At 65.9% G+C, this 24,206-nt stretch carries 24 protein-coding genes; 13 read left to right on the top strand and 11 right to left on the bottom strand.

Annotated elements, in window-relative coordinates:
- Positions 1 to 80: 80 nt before the first annotated feature.
- The 12 genes from HNE04_RS11425 (at position 81) to accD (ending at position 13,028) form a co-directional block, all read left to right on the top strand.
- Positions 81 to 1,028 (top strand): LysR family transcriptional regulator, encoded by a 948-nt coding sequence (locus HNE04_RS11425; protein ID WP_172218898.1) that lies wholly within the window; start codon positions 81 to 83, stop codon positions 1,026 to 1,028.
- Between the two features lie 28 nt (positions 1,029 to 1,056).
- Complete coding sequence (gene leuC, locus HNE04_RS11420) at positions 1,057 to 2,478, top strand: 3-isopropylmalate dehydratase large subunit (protein WP_172218897.1); 1,422 nt, start codon at positions 1,057 to 1,059, stop codon at positions 2,476 to 2,478.
- A 14-nt stretch (positions 2,479 to 2,492) separates the two neighbouring features.
- Positions 2,493 to 2,624 carry an entericidin A/B family lipoprotein gene (locus HNE04_RS11415; RefSeq protein WP_172218896.1) on the top strand — a complete coding sequence of 44 codons (132 nt, stop codon included), beginning with the start codon at positions 2,493 to 2,495 and terminating at the stop codon, positions 2,622 to 2,624.
- Positions 2,624 to 3,274 (top strand): 3-isopropylmalate dehydratase small subunit, encoded by a 651-nt coding sequence (gene leuD, locus HNE04_RS11410; protein ID WP_172218895.1) that lies wholly within the window; start codon positions 2,624 to 2,626, stop codon positions 3,272 to 3,274. Before HNE04_RS11415 ends, leuD begins: the two co-directional genes overlap by 1 nt.
- 13 nt (positions 3,275 to 3,287) lie before the next feature.
- Complete coding sequence (gene leuB / locus HNE04_RS11405; protein ID WP_172218894.1) at positions 3,288 to 4,376, top strand: 3-isopropylmalate dehydrogenase; 1,089 nt, start codon at positions 3,288 to 3,290, stop codon at positions 4,374 to 4,376.
- An 84-nt stretch (positions 4,377 to 4,460) separates the two neighbouring features.
- On the top strand, positions 4,461 to 5,609 hold the full coding sequence (gene asd, locus HNE04_RS11400; RefSeq protein ID WP_172218893.1) for an aspartate-semialdehyde dehydrogenase: 1,149 nt from the start codon (positions 4,461 to 4,463) through the stop codon (positions 5,607 to 5,609).
- A 237-nt stretch (positions 5,610 to 5,846) separates the two neighbouring features.
- Entirely contained in the window at positions 5,847 to 8,588 is a 2,742-nt protein-coding gene (locus HNE04_RS11395) for a FimV/HubP family polar landmark protein (protein ID WP_172218892.1), read from the top strand.
- Positions 8,589 to 8,612: 24 nt separating this feature from the next.
- A complete protein-coding gene (gene truA, locus HNE04_RS11390; protein ID WP_172218891.1) occupies positions 8,613 to 9,395 on the top strand; it encodes a tRNA pseudouridine(38-40) synthase TruA in 783 nt (260 codons plus the stop codon).
- Positions 9,392 to 10,066 (top strand): phosphoribosylanthranilate isomerase, encoded by a 675-nt coding sequence (locus HNE04_RS11385; RefSeq protein WP_172218890.1) that lies wholly within the window; start codon positions 9,392 to 9,394, stop codon positions 10,064 to 10,066. The genes truA and HNE04_RS11385 overlap by 4 nt, the downstream gene beginning before the upstream one ends.
- A gap of 7 nt (positions 10,067 to 10,073) precedes the next feature.
- Positions 10,074 to 11,321 carry a tryptophan synthase subunit beta gene (gene trpB / locus HNE04_RS11380; RefSeq protein ID WP_172218889.1) on the top strand — a complete coding sequence of 416 codons (1,248 nt, stop codon included), beginning with the start codon at positions 10,074 to 10,076 and terminating at the stop codon, positions 11,319 to 11,321.
- Positions 11,318 to 12,127, top strand: coding sequence for a tryptophan synthase subunit alpha (gene trpA, locus HNE04_RS11375; protein WP_172218888.1), 810 nt, complete (start codon positions 11,318 to 11,320; stop codon positions 12,125 to 12,127). Before trpB ends, trpA begins: the two co-directional genes overlap by 4 nt.
- A gap of 28 nt (positions 12,128 to 12,155) precedes the next feature.
- Positions 12,156 to 13,028 (top strand): acetyl-CoA carboxylase, carboxyltransferase subunit beta, encoded by an 873-nt coding sequence (gene accD, locus HNE04_RS11370; RefSeq protein ID WP_172218887.1) that lies wholly within the window; start codon positions 12,156 to 12,158, stop codon positions 13,026 to 13,028.
- Here the strand turns inward: accD and HNE04_RS11365 are convergent.
- Positions 13,025 to 13,573, bottom strand: coding sequence for a YggT family protein (locus HNE04_RS11365; protein WP_172218886.1), 549 nt, complete (start codon positions 13,571 to 13,573; stop codon positions 13,025 to 13,027). The genes accD and HNE04_RS11365 overlap by 4 nt on opposite strands.
- A gap of 50 nt (positions 13,574 to 13,623) precedes the next feature.
- Here HNE04_RS11365 and HNE04_RS11360 point away from each other — a divergent pair, with 50 nt between their 5' ends.
- Positions 13,624 to 14,256, top strand: coding sequence for an LON peptidase substrate-binding domain-containing protein (locus tag HNE04_RS11360; RefSeq protein ID WP_172218885.1), 633 nt, complete (start codon positions 13,624 to 13,626; stop codon positions 14,254 to 14,256).
- Here the strand turns inward: HNE04_RS11360 and HNE04_RS11355 are convergent.
- The 10 genes from HNE04_RS11355 to hisF are packed head-to-tail and all read right to left on the bottom strand — an operon-like array spanning position 14,253 to position 24,195.
- The gene (locus HNE04_RS11355) at positions 14,253 to 16,058 is read right to left on the bottom strand and encodes a polysaccharide biosynthesis protein (protein WP_172218883.1); all 1,806 of its coding nucleotides are present in this window, start codon (positions 16,056 to 16,058) and stop codon (positions 14,253 to 14,255) included. The genes HNE04_RS11360 and HNE04_RS11355 overlap by 4 nt on opposite strands.
- Positions 16,045 to 17,547, bottom strand: a complete 1,503-nt coding sequence (locus HNE04_RS11350) for an aminotransferase class I/II-fold pyridoxal phosphate-dependent enzyme (protein ID WP_172218882.1) — start codon at positions 17,545 to 17,547, stop codon at positions 16,045 to 16,047. The genes HNE04_RS11355 and HNE04_RS11350 overlap by 14 nt, the downstream gene beginning before the upstream one ends.
- Entirely contained in the window at positions 17,544 to 18,155 is a 612-nt protein-coding gene (locus tag HNE04_RS11345; protein WP_328700310.1) for a NeuD/PglB/VioB family sugar acetyltransferase, read from the bottom strand. Before HNE04_RS11345 ends, HNE04_RS11350 begins: the two co-directional genes overlap by 4 nt.
- Before the next feature lie 19 nt (positions 18,156 to 18,174).
- On the bottom strand, positions 18,175 to 19,320 hold the full coding sequence (gene neuC / locus HNE04_RS11340) for a UDP-N-acetylglucosamine 2-epimerase (protein WP_172218881.1): 1,146 nt from the start codon (positions 19,318 to 19,320) through the stop codon (positions 18,175 to 18,177).
- A complete protein-coding gene (gene neuB / locus HNE04_RS11335) occupies positions 19,317 to 20,357 on the bottom strand; it encodes an N-acetylneuraminate synthase (RefSeq protein WP_172218880.1) in 1,041 nt (346 codons plus the stop codon). The genes neuC and neuB overlap by 4 nt, the downstream gene beginning before the upstream one ends.
- Positions 20,351 to 21,139 (bottom strand): SDR family oxidoreductase, encoded by a 789-nt coding sequence (locus HNE04_RS11330; RefSeq protein WP_172218879.1) that lies wholly within the window; start codon positions 21,137 to 21,139, stop codon positions 20,351 to 20,353. The genes neuB and HNE04_RS11330 overlap by 7 nt, the downstream gene beginning before the upstream one ends.
- Entirely contained in the window at positions 21,136 to 21,825 is a 690-nt protein-coding gene (locus HNE04_RS11325) for an acylneuraminate cytidylyltransferase family protein (RefSeq protein ID WP_172218878.1), read from the bottom strand. Before HNE04_RS11325 ends, HNE04_RS11330 begins: the two co-directional genes overlap by 4 nt.
- Positions 21,822 to 22,793 carry a Gfo/Idh/MocA family protein gene (locus HNE04_RS11320; protein ID WP_172218877.1) on the bottom strand — a complete coding sequence of 324 codons (972 nt, stop codon included), beginning with the start codon at positions 22,791 to 22,793 and terminating at the stop codon, positions 21,822 to 21,824. The genes HNE04_RS11325 and HNE04_RS11320 overlap by 4 nt, the downstream gene beginning before the upstream one ends.
- On the bottom strand, positions 22,793 to 23,443 hold the full coding sequence (gene hisH, locus HNE04_RS11315) for an imidazole glycerol phosphate synthase subunit HisH (RefSeq protein WP_172218876.1): 651 nt from the start codon (positions 23,441 to 23,443) through the stop codon (positions 22,793 to 22,795). Before hisH ends, HNE04_RS11320 begins: the two co-directional genes overlap by 1 nt.
- On the bottom strand, positions 23,440 to 24,195 hold the full coding sequence (gene hisF, locus HNE04_RS11310) for an imidazole glycerol phosphate synthase subunit HisF (protein WP_172218875.1): 756 nt from the start codon (positions 24,193 to 24,195) through the stop codon (positions 23,440 to 23,442). The genes hisH and hisF overlap by 4 nt, the downstream gene beginning before the upstream one ends.
- Positions 24,196 to 24,206: the final 11 nt, after the last annotated feature.

The raw sequence follows: 24,206 nt of genomic DNA, 5'->3' as shown, positions 1-24,206 counted from the left end.
CATCGCGTTATGCGATGGCCGACTTTGTCTTTGTAGGGGAAAATAGCGCTTGGCCATCGCTAGGTGCGATGGCAACCCCCATGAAGCCCTCGGAACGCACCTTCGCCCGCCGGATCGACCTCACCTCGCTGCAGCTCTTCGTGGCGGTGTGCGAGCTCGGTTCCATCGGCAAGGCGGCCGAGCGCGAATTCATCGCCGCCTCGGCCGTGAGCAAGCGCCTCTCGGATCTGGAGGCCACGCTCGAAACACCCTTGCTCTATCGCCACACGCGCGGCGTCGATCTGACACCGGCCGGCGAAAGCCTGCTGCATCACGCCCGCTCGGTGCTGTTCAGCCTGGAGAAGATGCAGGGCGAGCTCAGCGAATACGCCGACGGGGTGCGCGGCCACGTGCGCGTGCATGCCAGCATTTCCGCCATCGTCCAGTTCCTGCCCGAGGACCTGGGCGCCTTCATCAAGGAACATGGCGAGGTCAAGATCGACCTGGAAGAGCATCTGTCCACGGAAATAGTGCGGGCCGTGCAGGAAGGCGCCGCCGACCTGGGCATCTGCAACGCCATCGTGCTGGGCACGGGCCATGAATTGCAGACCCTGCCCTACCGGCAGGACCAGCTGGTGCTGATCGTGCCGCGTCGCCATCCTCTTGCCCGCAGGAAGGCGGTGGCCTTCGAGGACACTCTCGATTTCGACCATGTCGGACTGCATTCCAACAGCTCGATCCACCTGGCCATGCGGGACGCCGCGGCCGCGGCCGGCCGCACGATCAAGCTGCGCATCCACGTCACCGGGCTGGATGCCATGTGCCGGATGATCCACAATGGCCTGGGCGTGGGCGTAATGCCGCGCCGGGCCTTCGAGCTGATGCACGGCGTGGGCGACCTGGAGTGCGTCAGGCTCACCGACCCCTGGGCCCAGCGCAACATCGAGCTGGTCGCCCGCGATTTCTCGACCCTGCCTGTCACCGCCAGGCTGCTGGTCGACCACCTGAAGGCCCGGGCCGAAATCCCCGAGCCGGCGCTCGCGCAATAAAATCACCTTCTACGACTGGAAGTACCTCATGGGCAGAACTCTGTACGACAAGATCTGGGACGAGCATGTCGTCCACACCGAGGACGACGGCACCGCCATCCTCTATATCGACCGCCACCTGGTCCACGAAGTGACCAGCCCGCAGGCGTTCGAGGGCCTGCGCGAGACGGGCCGCAAAGTCTGGCGCGTGAGCTCCATCGTGGCGACCGCCGATCACAACACCCCCACCACCGGATGGGAGCGTGGCTACGACGGCATCACCGATCCGATCAGCAAGGAGCAGATCACCACCCTGGACAAGAACATCGGCGAATTCGGCTCGGCCGCCTACTTCCCTTTCCTGTCCAAGCGCCAGGGCATCGTCCACGTGATCGGCCCCGAGCAGGGCGCCACGCTGCCGGGCATGACCGTGGTCTGCGGCGACTCGCACACATCCACCCACGGCGCTTTCGGCGCGCTGGCGCACGGCATCGGCACCAGCGAGGTGGAGCATGTGATGGCGACACAGACCTTGCTGGCGAAGAAGGCCAAGAACTTGCTGATCAAGGTCGACGGCAAGCTGGCGCGCGGCGTCACTGCCAAGGACATCGTGCTGGCCATCATCGGCCGCATCGGCACGGCCGGCGGCACCGGCTACACGATAGAGTTCGCCGGGTCGGCCATCCGCTCGCTCAGCATGGAAGGCCGCATGACGGTCTGCAACATGGCCATCGAAGCCGGCGCACGCGCCGGGCTGGTGGCCGTGGACGAGAAAACCATCGAGTACGTCAAGGGCCGTCCGCTGGCCCCCACGGGCCTTGAGTGGGAGCAGGCGGTCGACTACTGGAGGACCCTGCACTCCGACTCGGACGCAAAGTTCGACACCGTGGTCGAACTCGACGCGGGCGCCATCATTCCCCAGGTTACCTGGGGCACCTCGCCCGAGATGGTGCTGGGCGTGGATGGCCGAGTACCCGATCCCGACAAGGAAAAAGACCCGAGCAAGCGCGACGCCATCGAACGCGCCCTGAACTACATGGGCCTGAAGCCCGGCAAGGCGCTGAGCGATATCTACGTGGACAAAGTTTTCATCGGCTCCTGCACCAATAGCCGCATCGAGGACATGCGTGAAGCCGCCGCGGTGGTCAAGAAGCTGGGCCAGAAGGTCGCGAAGAACGTCAAGCTGGCGATGGTGGTGCCCGGCTCCGGCCTGGTGAAGGACCAGGCCGAGCGCGAAGGCCTGCACGAGATCTTCAAGGCGGCAGGCTTCGAATGGCGCGAGCCCGGCTGCTCGATGTGCCTGGCCATGAATGCCGACCGGCTGGAGCCGGGCGAGCGTTGCGCTTCCACCAGCAACCGCAATTTCGAGGGCCGCCAGGGCGCGGGCGGCCGCACGCACCTGGTCAGCCCCGCCATGGCAGCCGCGGCAGCGGTGCACGGTCATTTCGTCGACGTTCGTCAATTTTCTTAAAAAAGGAAAACACCATGAAAACCATCGCCACCCTGCTCGCCCTGTCCTTCGCCCTGGCCCTGGCCGGCTGCAATACCTTTCGCGGCCTCGGCCAGGATGTCCAGAAAGTCGGCGACAAGATCGAAGATAAGGCGTCGCGCAAATAATGCAGAAATTCACCGTACACAAGGGGCTCGTCGCCCCGATGGACCGTGAGAACGTCGACACCGACGCGATCATCCCCAAGCAGTTCCTCAAGTCGATCCGCAAGACCGGTTTCGGCGTGAACCTGTTCGATGCCTGGCGCTACCTGGACCCGGGCGAGCCCGGCCAGGACCCGGCCAGTCGCAAGCCGAATCCCGACTTCGTGCTGAACCAGCCGCGCTACAAGGGTGCGTCCATTCTGCTGGCGCGCAAGAACTTCGGCTGCGGCTCGTCGCGCGAGCACGCGCCCTGGGCGCTCGACCAGTACGGCTTTCGCGCCATCATCGCGCCCAGCTTCGCCGATATCTTCTTCAACAACTGCTTCAAGAACGGCCTGCTGCCGATCGTCTTGTCCGAGTTGCAGGTCGCTGCGCTCTTCAACGAAGCGCTGGCCTTCCCGGGCTACCAGCTCACCATCGATCTCGAGCGCCAGGTCATCGTCAAGCCGCAGGGCGAAGAGCTGGCTTTCGACGTCCAGCCTTTCCGCAAGTTCTGCCTGACCAACGGCTTCGACGACATCGGCCTGACCTTGCGCCAGGCCGACAAGATCAAGGCCTTCGAAGCCGAACGCCTGGCCAAGAAGCCCTGGCTCGCCCACACCCTCAGCCGCTAAGGCTCGCACAAAAATGAAAATCGCAGTTCTGCCGGGTGACGGCATCGGCACCGAGATCGTGGCCGAGGCCGTCAAGGTGCTCAATGTCCTCGACCTGAAGTTCGAGATGGAAACCGCCCTGGTGGGCGGCGCCGCTTACGAGGCCAACGGCCATCCGCTGCCGGAAGCCACCCTCAAGCTCGCCAAGGAGGCCGACGCCGTGCTGTTCGGCGCCGTCGGCGACTGGAAATACGACAAGCTGGACCGCCCGCTGCGCCCCGAGCAGGCCATCCTGGGCCTGCGCAAGAACCTGGGCCTGTTCGCCAACTTCCGCCCCGCGATCTGCTACGAGCAGCTGGTCGATGCCTCCAGCCTGAAGCCCGAACTGATCGCCGGCCTGGACATCCTCATCATCCGCGAGCTGACGGGCGACATCTACTTCGGCGCCCCGCGCGGCCGCCGCACTGCGGTGGACGGCCACTTCCCCGGCAGCGAGGAAGCCTTCGACACCATGCGCTACTCGCGCCCCGAGATCGAACGCATCGCCCACGTCGCCTTCCAGGCGGCACGCAAGCGCAGCAAGCGCGTCACCAGCGTGGACAAGGCCAACGTGCTGGAAACCTTCCAGCTGTGGAAAGACGTGGTCACCGAGATCGGCAAGCAGTATCCCGACGTGGCGCTGGACCACATGTACGTGGACAACGCGGCGATGCAGCTGGTCAAGGCGCCCAAGAAATTCGACGTGGTGGTCACCGGCAACATGTTCGGCGACATCCTGTCGGACGAGGCCGCGATGCTCACCGGATCGATCGGGATGCTGCCCTCCGCCAGCCTGAACGCCTCGAACCAGGGCTTGTACGAACCCAGCCACGGTAGCGCACCCGACATCGCCGGCAAGGGAATTGCAAATCCTTTGGCTACAATATTGTCTGCTGCCATGATGCTCCGCTTTTCTCTCAACCAGCCCCGAGCCGCCGACCGCATCGAGTCCGCGGTGAAGGACGTGCTCGCCCTGGGCCTGCGCACGGCGGACATCTACTCTGACGGCACGAAGAAAATCGGCACGCGCGAAATGGGCGACGCGGTCGTCGCGGCCATTACGAAAAAGACCACCAAGGGCTAACAGCTCCGGTTCGTCGCGCCCCTCCCCGGCCCGAACGAGCCGGGGGACAAAAGGTTTACAGATAACTTTTGAAAGGGCGATGAAATGAAACTCTCGAACGGACAACAACCGCTGGTCGGCCTGGTGGGCTGGCGCGGCATGGTCGGCTCCGTCCTCATGGACCGCATGCAGGCCGAGGGCGATTTCGCCCTGATCGAGCCGATGTTCTTCTCGACGTCCAACGCCGGCGGCAAGGGCCCGGCACAGGCGAAGAACGAGACGCGGCTCAAGGACGCGTTCGATATCGAGTCCCTGAAAAAGTGCGACATCGTCATCACCGCCCAGGGCGGCGACTACACCGGCGAGGTGTTCCCCAAGCTGCGTGCGGCCGGCTGGAACGGCCACTGGATCGACGCGGCCTCCACGCTGCGGATGAAGGAAGACGCCGTCATCGTCCTCGACCCGGTCAACCTGCCCGTCATCAAGAACGCCCTGTCCAAGGGCGGCAAGAACTGGATTGGCGGCAACTGCACCGTCAGCTGCATGCTGATGGGCGTGGGCGCGCTGTACAAGGCCGGGCTGGTGGAATGGATGAGCAGCATGACCTACCAGGCTGCGTCCGGCGGCGGCGCCCAGCACATGCGCGAGCTGCTCACTCAGTTCGGCACGCTCAACGCTGAAGTCAGGTCTTTGCTGGACGACCCCAAGTCGGCCATCCTGGAGATCGACCGTAAGGTGCTGGCCCGCCAGCAAGGCATGTCGTCCGCCGAAACCGAGAACTTCGGCGTGCCCCTGGGCGGCTCGCTCATCCCCTGGATCGACAAGGACCTGGGCAACGGCGTTTCCCGGGAAGAGTGGAAAGCCGGCGCCGAAACCAACAAGATCCTCGGCCAGGGCGAAGGCTTCGGCACGCCGGCTACCCCGGTGGACGGCTTTTGCGTGCGCGTGGGCGCCATGCGCTGCCACAGCCAGGCCCTCACCTTCAAGCTGCGCAAGGACGTGCCGCTGGCCGACATCGAGCAGCTCATCGCCAACGACAACGCCTGGGTGAAAGTAGTGCCCAACAATCGGGAGGCCACGATGAAGGACCTGACCCCGGTGGCCGTGACCGGCACGCTGGACATTCCGGTTGGACGCATCCGCAAGCTGGCGATGGGTCCGGAATACCTGGGCGCCTTCACCATCGGTGACCAGCTGCTGTGGGGTGCAGCAGAACCGCTGCGCAGAATGCTGCGCATCCTGCTCGACGCATAATTCGAATTCTCCGTGTCGACGGCCTGTAATCTCTGGTTACAGGCCGTTGCCACATCACCACATGACCCAGGCTGTAACCATGCTCGGATTGACCGCCCCAAAGTTAAAAGCTGTCTCAGCTTGTCAGTCTAAGACATTGATGTTATGGTCCTTTTTAGCAAATTCAGTGTCGAGGCGTTTGTTCGCATGATGAGAAAAAAGTTGCCTGCAGACCGAGCAATGGGGGCGCAAATACCGATGGAAAAGCCGCACTGGCGCGCAACCGCCCTGGCAATTGCCACGGCCGTGCTGTTGGGCATTTCGGCGACGGACGCCCATGCCCTTGGCTTGGGCCGGCTTACCGTGCAGTCAGCCATTGGCGAGCCGCTGCACGCCGAGATCGACATCGCCGAGATCAATCCGGAAGAGTTGGCAAGCCTGCGCACCTCGATTGCCTCGCCCGAGGCGTTTCGCGCCGCCGGCCTCGAGTACAACCCGGCGCTCAGCAGCGTCTCGATCACCATCGAGAGACGCGCCAACGGCCGCCCTTACCTGCGGCTTTCGAGCCAGCGCCCCGTCAACGACCCATTTGTCGACCTGATCCTGGAGACCAACTGGTCCTCAGGCCGCATCGTGCGTGATTACACGCTGCTGTTCGACCCGCCGAGCCTGCGCCAGAGCGCGCCACCGCTCGCGGCACAGGTTCCTCCTACTGCGCCTTCGCAAAGGGCGCGGCCGGGCACCCCGGCACCCGCTACCGCCGCACCCTCGACTCGCGCACCCGTTGCTCCGGCTGCACGCGCAACCCCCGCCCCGGCACGCGAAGCCGTCGAGGCCAAGCAACCATCGGGTGATGGCAAGCAGGTCACCGTGCAAGCCGGAGACACCGCCGGCAAGATCGCAGCGGCGAACAAGGCGGCCAGCGTGTCGCTCGACCAGATGCTCGTGGCCTTGCTGCGGGCCAACCCCGAAGCCTTCATCGGCGGCAACGTCAACCGCCTGAAGTCCGGCGCAGTGCTGGACGTTCCGACGGAAGAGCAGGCCGGCCTCGTGCCTTCGGGCGAGGCCAAGCAATCGATCATTGCCCAGAGCCGCGACTTCAACGAATTCCGCCGTCGCCTTGCCGAAGGGCTGCCCGCCACCGGCATCGCCGCCCCCGATCGCCAGGTGTCCGGCAAGGTCACAGCCCAAGTCGAAGAGAAAAAGGCTGCCGCGCCCACACCCGACAAGCTCACGCTGTCCAAGGGCGCCGTGCAAGGCAAGGCGGCCGAGGACAAGATCGCCCGCGAACGAGCTGCCCAGGACGCCGCCACCCGGGTGGCTGAACTCGACAAGAACATTAGCGACCTGAACAAGCTCGGCGTTGCCACCGCTCCAGCGTCTTCCGGCAGCGCGAGCGCCGCCAAGTCCGGCGTGGCCCTGCCCATAGGGCCCGCGAGCGCGGCCAAGCCTGTGACGGCACCCGCCATCACAGTCGCAGCCAGCGCACCGGTCGCGGCCACAGTTGTGGCCCCGGCAGCCATCGCGGCAGCCTCCACTCCCGCACTGTCTGCATCCACGCCTGCGGCAATTGCCCCCGCCACAGAGCCGGCTTCCGCGCCGATGGGCGAGGCGGCGACAAGCGCCGCATCGCCCGCGAGCGCCGCCGCCAGCGCGGCCACGGCTGCACCCGTAGCCACTGCGGCCGCTTCCGCCGCAAAAGCCGCACCGGCGCCTGCAGCGCCGGCCGAAACCACGCTGGTCGAGGACCTGCTGGAAAATCCCATCGTTCCCGCCAGCATTGGCGGCATCCTGGCCTTGTTGCTGGGCTTTGGTTTCTATCGCGCTCAGCAGCGCAAGAAGTCCAACCAGGTCGACAGCTCTTTCCTGGAAAGCCGCCTGCAGCCCGATTCGTTCTTCGGCGCCAGCGGCGGCCAGCGCATCGATACCAATGAAGGCGGCGCCACAGGCTCCTCCCTGGTCTACTCGCCGAGCCAGCTCGACGCCGCCGGCGACGTCGATCCGGTGGCCGAGGCCGATGTGTACCTGGCTTACGGGCGCGACCTGCAGGCCGAGGAAATCCTGAAGGAAGCGATGCGTACGACGCCGCAACGCGTCGCCATCCATAGCAAGCTGCTCGAGATCTATTCGAAGCGCCGCGATGCCAAGGCGTTCGAACTGGTCGCCACCGAGGCCTACGGGCTGACTCGCGGCGAGGGCCCCGATTGGGAACACATCTGCGAGTTGGGCCAGGAACTGGATGCCGCCAATTCGCTGTATAGGGCTGGCGGCCAACCTACCTCAGGCGCCACCGGCTCCTCGGCGGGCAAGGCAGCTGCTGCAACGGCGGCCGCAGCGGTCGGCAGCTTCGGCGCCACGACGCCGACTCCGGTAGTGCCAGCTGCTGCACCGGCAGTCACCGATCTGGACCTCGACCTTGATTTTTCGCTCGACGACGACGAGCCTGCGGCACCTGCTCCCACGCACGCTGCGACGCAGCCCATCGTGAACCTGAACGCCGCTGCCACGCAGCCCGTTCCCAGCCTGGACATGGACTTCGGCTCACCCACCGCGCCTGTAGCGCTCGCTTCGCAGCCGGATCCGGTTCGCCTGGATGCACCCGACCTCACCCTCGACCCGAACAGCCTGAGCTTCACTGCCGAGCCTCCGAAAGCCGCCGCGTCTGCCGCCCCGGCGGCCGTAGCCGCGCCGGTTGCCGACGCGGGCATGATCGAATTCGACCTGGGCGCACTGTCCCTGGACCTTCCCGGGAATCCGGCGCCGGCTGTCCGCCAATCTGACGCGGACGAGGCACCCGTGAGCACCCAGGGTGCGACCCTCATCTCCGCGGACTACGAGGATTCGAGCGGCGACCCGCTGGCCACCAAGTTGGCGCTGGCTGAAGAGTTCAACGCCATCGGGGACCCGGACGGCGCACGCAGCTTGGCCCAGGAAGTCCTGGCCGAGGCCTCGGGCGATCTCAAGAACCGAGCCCAGCGATTTCTCGCGGAAATCAGCTGACCGGGGCATCCTGAAGGCCCGCCAATGAGGCTGGCTCTAGGCATCAGCTACAACGGACAAGCTTACGAAGGCTGGCAAAGCCAGCCTTCGGGGCGCACCGTCCAGGACCGGCTGGAACACGCCCTCACCCAATTCGCCGCCCAGCCGGTCTCCACGGTATGCGCCGGACGTACCGATGCCGGCGTGCACGGACTGATGCAGGTGGTGCACTTCGACACGGCCTTGCACCGGGAAGAATTCTCCTGGATGCGCGGCACCAACCGCTTCCTGCCCCCCGACATCGCCGTCCAATGGGCCCGGCCCGTCCCCGACGCCTTCCACTCGCGCGCCTGCGCAACGGCCCGGCGCTATGCCTACGTGGTGCTGGAATCCCCAGTGAGGCCCAGCGTGGACGCCGGGCGAGTGGGATGGGTGTTTCGCCCGCTGGACGACAGTGCCATGCAAAAAGCAGCGTCTATGTTGGTCGGGCAACACGACTTCACATCGTTTCGCGCATCCGCCTGCCAGGCCAAGTCGCCCGTCAAGACCATCTCACGGGTGGAAATCAGCCGCCGCGGCGCCTATTGGCGCTTTGAATTCCAGGCGGATGCCTTCCTGCACCACATGATCCGCAACATCATGGGTTGCATTCTTCAGATCGGCCAGGGCCACCAGGTGCCTGAATGGATGGGCCAGGTGCTGGAGGCCCGCGATCGGGACGCGGCGGCACCCACCTTTTCACCCGATGGGCTGTATTTTCTGGGGCCTGTCTACGCTCCCGAATGGAACCTGCCCAGCCGTACGGCTGCGTATGATTGGTTGCCATGAGCGTTGCCACCCGGACACGAATCAAGATCTGCGGCCTGACGCGCGAACAGGACGTGGACGCCGCCGTGGCCGCCGGAGCCGACGCCGTGGGGTTCGTCATGTACGACAAAAGTCCGCGCTTCATTTTGCCCGTTCGGGCTGCCGAGCTGGCCCGGCGCTTGCCGCCGTTTGTCACGCCCGTGCTGCTGTTCGTCAATGCGCCGGCAGCCCAGGTCATGGCTGCATGCGACCGCGTGCCCGGCGCAGCCGTCCAGTTCCATGGGGACGAAACGCCCGAGCAATGCCTGGAGGCGACCGCCGGCGGCCGGCGCCCGTTCATACGGGCCGCGCGCATCCCGCTGGATGACTCCCCGTTCGACTTGCTAAAATTCGCTTCCGATTACGCCAGCGCCCAGGCGATCCTGCTCGACGCCCATGTCGAGGGATACGGGGGCGCCGGGAAAGCATTCAATTGGTCACGTCTTCCACCAAGCGTCAACTGTCACCTCGTTTTGTCTGGTGGATTGACGCCTGCAAACGTGACCGATGGCATCGTGCAGGTGCGGCCGCGCTGTAAGACGCTGGCCGTCGATGTGAGCTCGGGCGTCGAGATTTCCAAGGGAATCAAGGACCCCGAAAAGATCAATCGGTTCGTCGCGGCGGTGCGTGCCGCCGACGCGCTACTTGCCTGAGATTTTCATGCCCTCCTATCAACAACCCGACCCGACGGGCCACTTCGGAATCTACGGCGGCAGCTTCGTCAGCGAAACGCTGACCCACGCCATCAGCGAACTGCGCGAGGCCTACGCCAAGTACCAGCATGACCCGGAGTTCCTGGAGGAATTCCGCTACGAGCTGGCCCACTTCGTCGGCCGCCCTTCCCCGATCTACCACGCCGCGCGCACCAGCCGCGAACAGGGCGGCGCGCAGATCTACCTCAAGCGCGAAGACTTGAACCACACAGGCGCCCACAAGATCAACAACGTGATCGGCCAGGCATTGCTGGCCAAGCGCATGGGCAAACCCCGCGTGATCGCGGAAACGGGCGCCGGGCAGCACGGCGTTGCCACCGCCACGATCTGCGCGCGCTACGGCCTGGAATGCGTGGTCTATATGGGCAGCGAGGACGTCAAGCGCCAAAGCCCCAACGTCTACCGCATGAACCTGCTGGGCGCCACGGTGGTTCCGGTCGAATCCGGCAGCAGGACCCTCAAGGACGCACTCAACGAGGCCATGCGCGACTGGGTGACCAACGTCGAAAACACGTTCTACATCATCGGCACCGTGGCGGGGCCCCACCCTTATCCCATGATGGTGCGGGACTTCCAGACGGTTATCGGCAACGAGTGCCTCACCCAAATGCCCGAGATGACCGGCGGCCAACCCGACGTGGTGGTTGCCTGCGTCGGCGGCGGCAGCAATGCGATGGGTATCTTCTACCCCTACATCCCCCACGAAAAGACCCGCCTGATCGGCGTGGAAGCCGCCGGTGAAGGCCTGGAAAGCGGCAAGCATTCGGCCTCGCTGCAGCGCGGCAGCCCCGGTGTGCTGCATGGCAACCGCACCTACATCCTGCAGGACGAGAACGGCCAGATCACCGAGACGCACAGCGTCAGCGCCGGCCTGGACTACCCTGGCGTCGGCCCGGAACACGCCTGGCTCAAGGACATCGGGCGGGCCGAATACGTCGGCATCACCGACAAGGAAGCGCTGGAGGCCTTCCACTACCTGTGCCGCACTGAAGGCATCATTCCGGCGCTCGAGTCCAGCCATGCGATTGCCTACGCGATGAAGCTGGCGGCGACCATGAAGCCCGAGCAGAAGATCCTGGTCAACCTGTCCGGCCGCGGCGACAAGGACATCGGAACGGTGGCCGACCTGGCCGGCGTGGACTTCTACGACCGCCCTTCCATGCGCGGTTTGCAGGTGAAAGGCGGCAAGTCATGAGCCGCCTCGCCGCCAAGTTTGCATCCCTGAAAAGCGCAGGCCGCAAGGCGCTCATCCCCTATGTCACCGCCGGCTTTCCGTTTGCCGACATCACGCCCGAGCTGATGCACGGCATGGTTGCCGCCGGGGCCGACGTCATCGAACTGGGGGTGCCGTTTTCCGACCCCATGGCCGATGGCCCGGTGATCCAGAAAGCCGGCGAAAAAGCGCTGGCCCTGGGCATCGGCATGGTCCAGGTGCTGGCGATGGTGAAGACTTTCCGCGCCAAGGACAGCACGACGCCGATGGTGCTGATGGGCTACGCCAATCCGGTCGAGCGCTACGACCTGGTCCACGGCAAGGACACCTTCATTCGCGACGCTGCCGAATCCGGAGTGGACGGCATCCTGGTGGTGGACTACCCACCCGAAGAGTGCGAGGAATTCGCCGCGAAGCTCAAGGCCAGTAACCTCGACCTGATCTTCCTTTTGGCCCCCACCAGCACCGATGAACGCATGCGGCAGGTCGCCCGGGTGGCGAGCGGCTATGTTTACTACGTCTCGCTCAAGGGCGTCACAGGCGCCGGGCACCTGGACACCGATGCGGTGGAACAGGCGCTGCCGCGCATTCGCCGCCATGTGAACATCCCCGTCGGCGTCGGCTTCGGCATCCGCGACGCCGCCACCGCGAAGGCCATCGGCAAAGTCGCCGATGCCGTGGTGATCGGCACCAAGATCATCCAGCTGCTGGAAACGCAGCCGCGCGATCAAGCCGTCGCCACCGTGGCCGATTTCCTGCGCGGGATCCGATCCGCACTCGACGCATAATGATGTCCCTCCAAGGAGTTCCCGCGCTATGAGCTGGCTAGAAAAACTGCTTCCGCCCAAGATCCAGCAAACCGACCCGGCCGACCGGCGCCAGGTCCCGGAAGGCCTGTGGGTCAAGTGTCCCAGCTGCGAGACCGTGCTGTACAAGACCGACCTGGAACAAAACCAGAACGTCTGTCCCACCTGCAGCCATCACCACCGCATAGGCGCGCGCGGGCGCCTCAACGGCTTCCTCGATGCCGAGGGCCGCTACGAGCTGGGCCAGGAAGTGCTCCCGGTTGACGCACTCAAATTCAAGGACAGCCGGCGCTATCCCGAGCGGCTCAAGGAAGCGCTGGAGAACACCGGCGAGACCGACGCCCTGGTGGTCATGGGCGGCGCGGTGCACAGCATCAGCCTGGTCGCGGCCGCCTTCGAGTTCGATTTCATGGGTGGCAGCATGGGCAGCGTGGTGGGCGAACGCTTCGTGCGCGGCGTCGAAGCCGCAGTCGAGCAGAAAGTGCCCTTCGTGTGCTTCACCGCCACTGGAGGCGCCCGCATGCAGGAAGGCCTGCTGTCGCTGATGCAGATGGCCAAGACCAATGCGGCGCTGACCCGCCTGGCCAAGAAGGGCCTGCCTTACATCAGCGTGCTGACGGACCCCACCATGGGCGGGGTGAGCGCGGGATTCGCCTTCGTGGGCGACGTGGTGATTGCCGAGCCCAAGGCGCTGATCGGTTTCGCCGGGCCGCGTGTGATCGAATCCACCGTGCGGGTGACCTTGCCCGAAGGCTTCCAGCGCGCCGAATTCCTGCAGACCAAGGGCGCGGTCGATTTCATTTGCGACCGGCGCGAGCTGCGCAAGACCGTGGCGCATGCACTTGCCATGCTGCAGCGCCAGCCCGCCGACGCCGTCGACTAACGCAGCACGGCGCCTTGCAGGTAGGCCAGCATGATGGCGGCCACCTGCAGCGCCACCAGGAAGGCCAGCGGCGACAGGTCGATGCCGCCCACCAGCGGGATCAGCCGGCGCCAGGGGCGCAGCAGCGGCGCGCAGAGGCGTTCGATCACGTCGACGATGGGCGAGTCGGCCTGGACCCACGACAGGATCGCATAGACGATCACCAGGCCGGTCAGGCCCGAGATCACCAGCCGCAACACGCCGAACACCGCCAGGATGGGCAGCAGCTGCAAGCCACCCACCCGGCCCATCAACAGCCATAGCAGGCAGAACTGGGCCAGCTCGATCAGGTACACGCTTACAAGGCTGGCCGTGTCCCAGCGTCCCATGGCGGGCAGGATTCGGCGCAACGGCAGGATCAGCCAGTCAGTGAGCGCAAACACGAAACGACCTACCGGGTTGCCGAACGGGATGCGCTGGTATTGCATGTACAGCCGCAGCAGGCAAGCCCCGCCCAGCAGGCCGGCCGCAACATCGAGAAGGAAGGAAATGATTTGGTAGGCCATAGCGCGGGTAAGTCGGTCGTGGGATGATAGCGGCCAGAAGAGCGAAACCGATGCCGTCAGCCCTCACCCTGCAGTCCCTTCCGCTGTTCCCCCTGGGCGCTGTGCTGTTCCCGGGTGGCGTGCTGCAGCTGCGCATTTTCGAGGTGCGCTACCTGGACATGATCGGACGCTGCCACAAGGCCGGCGCACCATTCGGCGTCGTCCTGCTGACGCAGGGCTCCGAGGTCCGGCATCCAGGCAGCAAGGAGGCGTTCGCCGGCGTCGGCACGCTGGCGACCATCAGCGAAGTCGAGAACCCGCGCCCCGGCCTCATGATGATCCGCGCCAACGGCGCGCAGCGCTTTCGAATCACCGCCAGCGACCAGCTCAAGCATGGCCTGTGGATCGCCGACGTGGAGCGGCTGCCCGCCGACATGGCCGTGCCCATCCCGGACGACCTCAAGATCACCGCCACCGCCTTGGGAAGGCTGATTCACTCGCTGCAGGAAAAGGTCGACGCCCCGGGCCAGATGCCGTTGCAGGGCCCCTGGCGCCTGGACGATTGCGGCTGGGTGGCCAACCGCTGGTGCGAGCTGCTCCCCCTGTCGCCGCAGCTCAAGCAGCGCCTGATGGAACTGGACAATCCCCTGGTGCGTCTGGAGCTTGTCAGCGACGTGCTGGCCCGCACGGGCATCGCGAACTAGCGCGGCGCGTACTCCGGCACCTGGCTGCGCAGCCAATGGCGAAGACCATCGCCCGCCGGCGCGGGGCCGGCATCGCCGATCCACCGCATCACCGCCTCGATATCAGACGACTGTCCCGCCGTCTTGGCCACACGCAGCTTGGGATGCGGCGTGGGCTCCGTCGTCTCGTCGTCGGCGAGCAGTTCCTCGAACAGTTTTTCGCCGGGGCGCAGGCCGGTATAGCTGATGGGGATTTCCTGCTCGGTCTTGCCGGACAGGCGAATCAGCATGCGCGCCAAATCGACGATCTTGACGGGCTCGCCCATGTCCAGCACGAAGATCTGACCCGAGCGTCCCATCAGCCCGGCTTGCAACACCAGCTGCGCCGCTTCCGGGATCGTCATGAAAAAGCGCACGATCTCCGGATGGGTCACGGTCACCGGTCCACCACGGGCGATCTGTGAGGTGAACAGGGGAACGACCGAGCCGCTCGACCCCAGCACATTGCCAAAGCGCACCGAGACGTACTGCGTGCCCGGAAACTCGGCTGCCGCGCCTTGCACCATGAGCTCGGCCAACCGCTTGCTCGCGCCCATCACGTTGGTCGGGTTCACCGCCTTGTCGGTGGAAATCATGACGAAGCGCCGCGCGCCGCACTCCCCGGCCACGCGCGCCGAATGCAGCGTGCCCTGCACGTTGGTGCGCAGCGCCTCTATCTCGTTGAGTTCTTCCATCAACGGGACGTGCTTGTAGGCCGCGGCATGCAACACCACGGCCGGCCGGTGCTTCAGCGCGATCGCCCGCAGCCGCTCGATTTCGCGGACATTGGCCGTGTAGTAGGAGCCACGCATCTGCGGATGGGCTGCGCGCAGTTCCTGCTCGAGCTGGTAGATCGCGAACTCGGACACGTCCACGCAGACCAGGTGCCCAACACCGAAGCGCGCCACCTGGCGGCACAGCTCCGAGCCTATCGAGCCGCCGGCACCCGTGACCAGCACGGTCTGCCCCGACAGCAATTCGGCCAGGCCTGCTTCGTCCAATTGCACAGGTGTGCGCCCGAGCAGATCTTCCAGCTCGATCCGGCGTGGCCCCGTGCTCTCGGTCTTGAGCCATTCGTCGGGGCGGGGCATGGTCAGCAACGCCACGCGCGAGCCGGCGGCGCTCATGAGCACCTGGTGCCGCTCAGCCGAGCCGGCGGGGCTGGCAATCAGTGCGGCCTCGGCCTGCGCGGCGGCGCAGATGTCGGCCAGGGCCGCCGTCTGGCCCAGGACCCTGACGTTCTGCATCGAACGGCCCACTTCGGCGGCTTCCGGCGACACGATGCCGACGGGGTGCCATTGCTGCGAACCCTTGAGCGCCCGCAGAGCATCCGACGCGTCCTGAATCCGGCCCGCGATGATCAGGCGCCGCCCGCCGCTTTGTCCCAGCGTCCGGTGCTCGGAAAGCGTGCGCCAGCCGGCCCTCGCCGCGCCCATGAGCACGAGCGCGATCAGCGGTTGCAGCAGCAGGACCGACCGCGGGAAGGCGGGCATGCGCAGCATCAGCACTGCCGCGGCCGTGAGCAGGCCGCCCAGCATGATGCCGGCGGCCAGCTGACGCAGCTCCGGGAGGCCTATATAGCTCCATACCTGCCGATACACGCGCGCGAACGTCAGGCCCGCCGCGTAGCCGAAGAGGCTCCACGGACTTGCCATCAGCGCCAGGCGGTTGAACTCGTCCGGAATGTCGAAATTGAATCGCAGCCAGAACGCGGCCCATCCTGCCAGCAGGACCAGCACCAGATCGACTACCAGCAGAACCGCGGGTTTTCTAGGCAGCCGCACGCCCGTCCTCGGCGAGCGCGAGCGCACGGCGCAATTGCTCGATCACGCGCGCCTGCTGCGGCGCGGTAAGGTTGGATCCCGAGGGCAGGCAGATGCCGGCCTCGAACAAGCCCGCGCAAACGTCGCCGCTGTCGTGCGCGAAATACGGCGCGCCGTGAAAGAGTGGCTGCTGGTGCATCGGCTTCCAGACGGGCCGCGCCTCTATCGAATGGCGTTCCAGCGAGCGCAGCACCAGGTCCCGCCTTTGCCCGGCGTTGGCTCCCTGCAAGGTGAAGCAAGTCAGCCAGCGGGTGGAGCGATAGCCCGGGGGCTCGGGCATCCAGCTCACCTGCGGCTGGTCGGCAAGGGCTTCGCGATACGTCTCGAAGACCTGGCGGCGCTGCGACACGCGTTGCTCGAGCACCCGCAGCTGGCCCCGGCCTATGCCCGCCAGCACGTTGCTCATGCGGTAGTTGAAGCCGATCTCCACATGCTCGTAGTGCGCCGCGTTCTCGCGCGCCTGCGTCGCGAGTTTGCGGGCGCGTTGCACCACGGCCGGGTCGTCGGCCACCAGCATGCCGCCGCCCGAGGTGGTGATGATCTTGTTGCCGTTGAACGAGTACACGCCGATCTTGCCGAAGCTGCCGCTGGCGCGGCCCTTGTACCGCGCGCCCAGCGATTCCGCAGCGTCTTCCAGCACCGGCACGCCATAGCGCTCGCATAGCGGCAGCAAGGCGTCCATGTCGGCGCTTTGGCCGTAGAGGTTCACGACGATGACGCACTTGGGCAGGCGCCCCTCGCGCCGCGCCCACTCGAATGCCCGCTCCAGCGCGGTCGGCGACATGTTCCAGGTCTGTGGATCGCAGTCGATGAAGACGGGCCGCGCACCGCAATACAGGATGGGATTGCAGCTGCCCACGAAGGTGAGCGACGAGCAGAACACCGTGTCGCCCGGCTGCACGCCAAGCAGCAGGAGCGACAGGTGGATCGCGGCCGTGCCCGAACTCACGGCCGCCCCGTGGCCCACACCGACATGCGCCGCCAGCTCCTGTTCGAACCCATCGACGTGCGGGCCCAGTGGCGCGATCCAGTTGGTCTTGAAGGCGTCCTCGACGAATGCGGTTTCCTCGTCGCCCAGGTGGGGCGACGAGAGCCAGATGCGCTGCGAGAGCTCGCGCCGGAGCATGACGTCCACTGCCCGCCCCGTCGCGTCCACCACCGGCAGATGATCGATCTGATGCTGGTCGAGCAGCGCCACCACGCGCGCGAGGGTAGCGTCGGTTCCGATGGTGATGGGGGCTTGCTCGGGCAGTTCGGCAACCGCTGCCGTGTCCTTCATATGCTGAAGCGCGGCGCGGCGCAGGTCGCCATCGGTCAGCGTGCGCCGCAGCCGCCCGTCGGGGTGCAGCACCAGCAGCATGCCGCGCCCCGTCTCATTCAACGCGAGCAACGCCTGCCCCAGCGTACAGCTGGCCGGCACGCACATTGCCGCGAATTCATCGGCGGTCATCTCAGTCTCCTTGCGGGAACACCGGCATACACGCCCGCTTCGTCCAAATGGGTGCAAACGACGGCGCCGGCGCCCACCACCACGTCGTCGGCGATGCGAAGGCCCGGCAAGACGCGGGCGCCGCTTCCGATCAGCACGCGGCGCCCTACTTTCACCCCGCCACCCAGTGCGGCAAGCGGGGCAACATGCGAGAAATCACCGACGCTCGCGTCATGATCCACCACGGCGCCGTGGTTGAGGATGACCGAGCGGCCCAGGATGGCAAGCGGCGCAACGACGGCCTGGGCCGCCACGAAGCAGCCGGGCGACACACTGGCGTGCGCGGACACACTGGATTGCGGATGAACCACGGTGGCCAGCACGCCCGGGGGCAGGGCCGCCACTTCCCTTTCGCGGCTGGCGGCGCTGCCGATGGCCACGTGAACCGCTGCCGCAGCGGCCAACGCCGCGTCGGCCGGCCGCAAGGCGACGCCCGCCAGCAACTCGCCGCTGCAGCGGACAGGATCGCGATCGCTGGCGAACACCAGTGACCACTTTGCTGCGCGCAACGCCGCATCCGCCACCACACGGCCGTGGCCGCCGGCGCCAAATATCAGCAAGCTCGACACGGCGGAAACGCCCTCGGGTTCAATAACTGTTTACCTTTTCCAGAAGTTGCGGGCCGGCCGGCAGGGTGGCGAGCAACGAAGCGATCCGTTCGCCCGCATGGCCGTCGCCCCACGGATTGTCACACGGCCACCGGCCATGACCCAGCGCCGCACGCAGGCCCGCCTCTATGGCGTCGCGCTCCGCCGGCACGTCGATGATGTTGGGGGTGCGCTCGCGCAGGCGCTGCCGGTCACCGACGTTGACCACGGGCGTGCCGAAGGTCGCGGCTTCGATGATGCCCGCCGAGGAATTGCCGATCAGCACTTCGCAATGGCGCAAGGCCGCGGCGAACAGCGGGCGCGGCGCATGACGAAGGCGCTGCGAACCTGCAGGCAAAGGGCTTTCATCGAGAGCCGCGACGATCTCGCGGGAACCCGCATCGGCGTTCGGCGCCACCCAGACCACCGGCAGGCCGATGTGCTGCAAGGCCTGCAATAGCGCCACCGCCTGCGCATGCGCCTGCCCGGCCTGCTGCACTACCGGATGAAATACCGCCATGATGAAGGGCCCGGTGCCGGCAAGGCCCAGGCCAGCCAAGCAATCGGCCCTGTTTACCGCGCCCAACTCGCTCAAGCCGTCGAGCCCGGGTGCTCCTGTGACGAAGATGCGCGATTCGTCCTCGCCCATTCGCAAGAGGCGGTCGCGCGACTGCGCTGTCGCCACAAAATGGTAGCTACTGAGCTTGCTGATGGCGTGCCGCACCGGCTCGTCCACCGTCCCCGAGCGCTCGCCACCGTGAATATGCACGGAGGGAACACCGACGTGAAGGGCTGCGATCGCGCCTGCCAGCATCTCGCCACGGTCTCCCAGCAAAAGCAGAAAGTCCGGGCGCTCGCGCGACAGCAATTGCGTCACACCTCGCAGGCAATCGGCGAGCGCCAGTGCCATGCCACTGGCGGTGCCCGTGCTCATGTCCAGCGCAATCTCCGCGCAAATGGGCAGTCCGGCGGCACGGATTTCCTCGACTGTGTTGCCGTGCTCCTCGCTCAGGTGCATGCCGGTGACCGCCACCTGCAGGCTCACACCAGGCGCCGCCGCAATGCGTTGCAACGTGCCCCTCATAAGGCCGAAGTCGGCGCGGGTTCCGCTCAGATAGAGCAGCCGCCGGGGCGCAACGGCACTCATTGCCCCTGCCCGCCTTCCAGGTGGTCCCACTGCAGCACGGTGCCTGCGGGTATGGCGACACTGGCCGAGCGGCCGACGATGCCCGGCAGTTCGCGCGGCGCGATCCCGGTTGCGGGGCGCCGGCAGGTCAACATGCCTTCACCGATGCGCGACCCGGCAGCAATATCCTTGGCCGCGACGATGCTGCGCCGCGCCACGCGCGCCGTGTCGAGCTCCTCGCCGGTGGGCGCTTTGACGCCCGTGCCCAGCATCGCGCTCACCCGGCGAATTCCCTTGACCATTTGCTCGAACTCCGCAGGCTCGAGGGATGCGCTGTGGTCGGGCCCCGGAAGGTCGCAGTCGAGCGTCAGGTGCTTTTCTATGACCGACGCGCCCAGCGCCACGGCGGCGAGCGCTGCCTCGATGCCCAGACTGTGGTCGGAGTAGCCCACCGCGATCCCGAGGTCGCGCGCCATCGACTGGATGGCTTTCAGGTTGAGGATTTCGTCGGGGGCGGGATAAGCCGAGGTGCAGTGAAGCACCGTGACCGCGGCCAGCCCTCCCCGGGCAGCCGCTATCCAGTCCAGTGCCTCCCGAATCTCGTCCATCGTGGCCATGCCCGTGGACACCAGCAAGGGCAGCTGCGCCGCCGCAGCGCGCTCGACCAGCACGCGGTGGGTGAGCTCGCCCGATGAAAGCTTGAGCCGTTGCACGCCAAGGCGAACGAGCATGTCCACGGCGTCCACGGAAAAGGGCGTCGAGAAGAATTCGATGCCGATTGCGGCGCAGTGCGCCTGGATGATTTCGTGCTGGGCTTGGGAAAGCTCCAGCTGCTGCAGCATCGCGAACTGGTCCTGGTGACCGGTCTGCCGCTCCTGGTATGCGGCGGTCGGCGCGCCGGGCACCACCAGGTCCTGGGCGCGGAAGGTCTGGAATTTGACCGCGTCCGCACCACTGGCCCGCGCGGCATCGCAAAGCCGCAAGGCCATGCCGAGGTCGCCGTTGTGGTTGACTCCGGCTTCCGCGATCACGAACACGGGGGATGTTGCAGCTACCATGCCGTCCAGCCGCCATCCACGACCAGGTTGTGCCCGGTCACATACTTGGAAGCGTCGCTCGCCAGGTAGCGCATCGCCTGGGCGATCTCGCTTACCTCGGCCATTCGGCCCAGGGGCACCCGGCTGGAATAGTTCTCCATGAAGACATCGTTTTGTCCGCTGGAAACACCGCCCGGGGTGACCGCGTTGACGCGCACACCCCGATGTCCCCAATAACTCGCCAGGTACTTCGTCAGTCCCCAGAGACCGGCCTTGCTCGCACCGTAGACCGCCGGCGTGTTGATCGGACGGCCCAAGTACATGGACCCTTCGTAGATGCGCTGGTCCGGCGCCACGATGCCGTAGATCGACAAGGTATTGACGATGCTGCCCTGGCCGCGCTCGGCCATGGGTGAGCCGAAGACCTGCGCCGCCAGCATCGCGCCGGTGAGATTGACACCCATTACTTCGTTCCAGTCTTCCAGCGGGAACGTCTCGAAAGGTTCGAAGAAGTTAGCCGACTTCGCCGCGGCGTTGTTCAGCAATACGTCGGCCGTTCCCCACCGGGCATCGAGCTGCGAACGCGCGCGCAGAAGCGATTCGCGGTCGGACACGTCGGCCGCGCAGTGCAAAAACGAGGCACTTTCGGGTCCGAGTTTTTGCTGCAGCAGGGCCTTGTTCCGATCGATGGCGAAGACGCGCGCGCCGGCCTCCAGGAAGCTGCGAACGACCTCAGTTCCGATGATCCCGGCAGCACCGGTCAGCACCACGACCTTGTCCTGAAGCCTGAATGGGTCGGTCATGATTGGCCCTTCTTTTTCATGAGCAATTCCACCATATCGAAATCCACCGGGTGGTCGATGTCGATTGATCGCTCGCGCGGCATCACGTGAAGCGCAATGCGTCCGCAATTCCACAGCGACTCGCTCAGGCTGCGGCGGTGCCATGCGTAGATGCTGGCATTCATTGCGTAGACCTTGGGAGCCGACTGGCGACTCAACACCTCGCGGCCGGGGAGACAGACGCGCTCGAAGGAGCCGTCAGGCTTTTGCTCCACCATGTTGAAGTAGGGATTCTTCTCGGATTCGTAGCCGGTGATGACCAGGTCTGCGTCGTCGCCCAGCAGCGCGTCGCAGGCCCGGATGTCCGCCACCTCTCGCAGCGGTGAGGTCGGGTCGAGATCAATGATGCGCGACACCGGCCCGGTCCGCGCCTCAATCCACTCGACCAGGTGGAGAATGGCAGGCAGCTTCCCCGCGGATGCCGTCGCGAGCACGGCTGGCCGCAGGAAAGGAACCTCGGCGCCATAGCGACGGGCCACCTCGGCGATTTGCTCGCTGTCGGTGGATACCAGGACGCGATCTGCCACACGGCTCGCGAAAGCCTGCTCGATCGTCCATGCGATGAGTGGCTTGCCGCACAACAGCCGGATGTTCTTGCCGGGCACCCCCTGGGAACCGCCGCGGGCGCAGATACTGATGATTTTCATGTCGCCTCCTTCATGGCCAGCATCAGCTCAGCGGCCTCGAAAGCCTCGGACAGGGGCGACACCAGCGGGCGTTGCGGATACTGTACCGCGGCCAGCCAATCGGCCATCTGGGACCGGTACGTGCCGGCGACGTCGAAATCGGTGGCGTCACTCGTGATGCTATGGACGCCGGCGCGATCCGCCACCGTGATCTCCCGCGCGATCAGGTCGCACACGATCGACCCACGTTCGGCCACGAAGGAATAGCGCCGCACCGGCCGCTGGGACACATAGTCCAGCGCCACCACAACCGGCGCCGCGCCAGGCCCCACCAGCAATGCCGTGTGAACGTCATCGCATGAAACGGGCAGGGACGAAAGATGACCGCCGATCGCGGCTTTCACCTGCAACGGGCCCAGCAGCCAGACGGCCATGTCGATTTCGTGGACCAGGTCGAACACCACGCCGCCGCCCTGGGCGGAATCGGCGCTGTACGACCCCGCGAGTCCCCGGCCCGGCCGCCATTGGGTCAGATCCTGCCCGACCTCGAGTTGGGCACGCACGAGCCTGCCGAGCGTGCCCGAGGCGAGAATCTGCCTGAGCCGCGCAAGCGCGGGCAAATGGCGCAGGTTACAGCCCACCTGCACCGCCAGCGGTGCAGGCGCGGCCGCGGCGGACGCGCGCAATCTGACGAGTTGCTGCCGCGCAATGACAATGGGTTTTTCGACCAGGCATGGCAGCCCCCCCTGCAGACAGGCGTCGAGCTCATCGGCATGGCGGCTCGAAACACTGGCGATCACCACGGCATCGGGTTTCCAACGGAGCCCCCGCGCCATGTCCGCGAACACCTCACAAGGCTCGAAGGATTCGTCGACCGTCCCGGTGCGCGAAATCACGGCCACCACCACGCCGGGCGAGAGCGCTCGCAGATGCTCCGTGTGGCGCTTGGCGATCGAACCGCGTCCGGTGACCAGCACGCGAAATGCCATCACAACTCCAGGAAGTCGGCAAGCACACCCAGCCCGTGTTCCGCGCTGCGCTCCGGGTGGAACTGGCAGCCGTAGATGTTGTCGCGGGCAACCGCCGCGCAAATGCGCACGCCGCCATAGAAGGTATCGGCAAGCCGGTGTGCTTCCTCGGTGGGCACGGGCGCGAAAGAATGGACAAAGTACACGGGTTGGCCCGGCCGCATTCGGGAAAGGATCGTCCCCTGCCACGTTTCGCGCGCGGCGGGCCTTTCCAGCCGGCTCCAGCCGATATGCGGGATGCTGTGCCGCTTCCCATCGGCATCGAGCGAAGGCACCGGCTGCACGCGTCCAGGGATCAGGCCCAGCCCGGCGTGGTCGCCAAACTCCTCACCGATGTCGAAGAGCATTTGCGCGCCTACGCAGATACCCAGGAAAGGTCGGCCCGTGTCCGTGTAGCGCTTGACCAGCTCGTCGAATCCACGCGCCCGCAGCTCCACCATTCCGTCAATGAATGCGCCGACGCCGGGCAGGACCATGCGATCGGGCAGCTCCTCGACCTGATGGGCCTGGTCCACCACCCGGACCTCGGCGCCGCAATGCTCGAGGGCACGGACAACATTGAGCAGGTTCCCGATGCCGTAGTCGATCACCATCACATGCCGGGCGTTCATAGCCGCACGTCCAGCCCCATATCGGCAGCCTGGTGCTTGAGCGCCGGCACGGTGGTGCGCTTCCAGTGCAGGGCATCGGCAACGGCCACGCCAGAGGCGCCCGCCTCGGCAGCCGTCTTCAGTTCCACAGCCTCGGCAAAGCCACCGCTTGCGATCACGGGCACATCCACGCGCGACGTGACGGCGCGCAACAAGGCGATATCCAGGCCCTTGCGGGTTCCCTCCTGGTCCACCGCCGTCAGCAATACCTCACCTGCGCCCAAGTCAACGGCCTTGACGATCCACTCGACCACGTCCAGGCCAGTGTGCTCCCGCCCGTTGTCCGTATATGCCTCCCAGCGTCCAGGACCGCTCTTCTTGGCCTCAACCGAGAGCACCATGCATTGCGCCCCGTACCGCTTGGACACTTCGGTGATGAGCGCGGGCCGTGCGATCGCGGCGGTGTTGATGGCCACCTTGTCTGCGCCCGAGCGCAACATGGTGTTTACGTCGTCGAGAGAGCGAATGCCGCCACCCACGGTGATCGGGATATAGACCTGGTTGGCCGCACGGCTGATGATGTCGCTGAGGTTGTTGCGCTGATAGAGGCTGGCAACGATGTCCATGAACACGAGTTCGTCGGCGCCCTGCCGGTAGTAGTCCAACGCGAACGCGTGCGGGTCCCCGACGACGCGCAGGCCCTCGAGGCGGATGCCCTTGATCAGGTTAGGGCCCTTGATGTCCAGGCGCGGAATGATGCGAAGCCGTGCCATGCCTGCCGGTC

Source organism: Caenimonas soli (genome assembly GCF_013155545.1).
GTDB lineage: Bacteria > Pseudomonadota > Gammaproteobacteria > Burkholderiales > Burkholderiaceae_C > Ramlibacter > Ramlibacter soli.
This window is presented reverse-complemented; position numbering and strand designations above follow the sequence as displayed.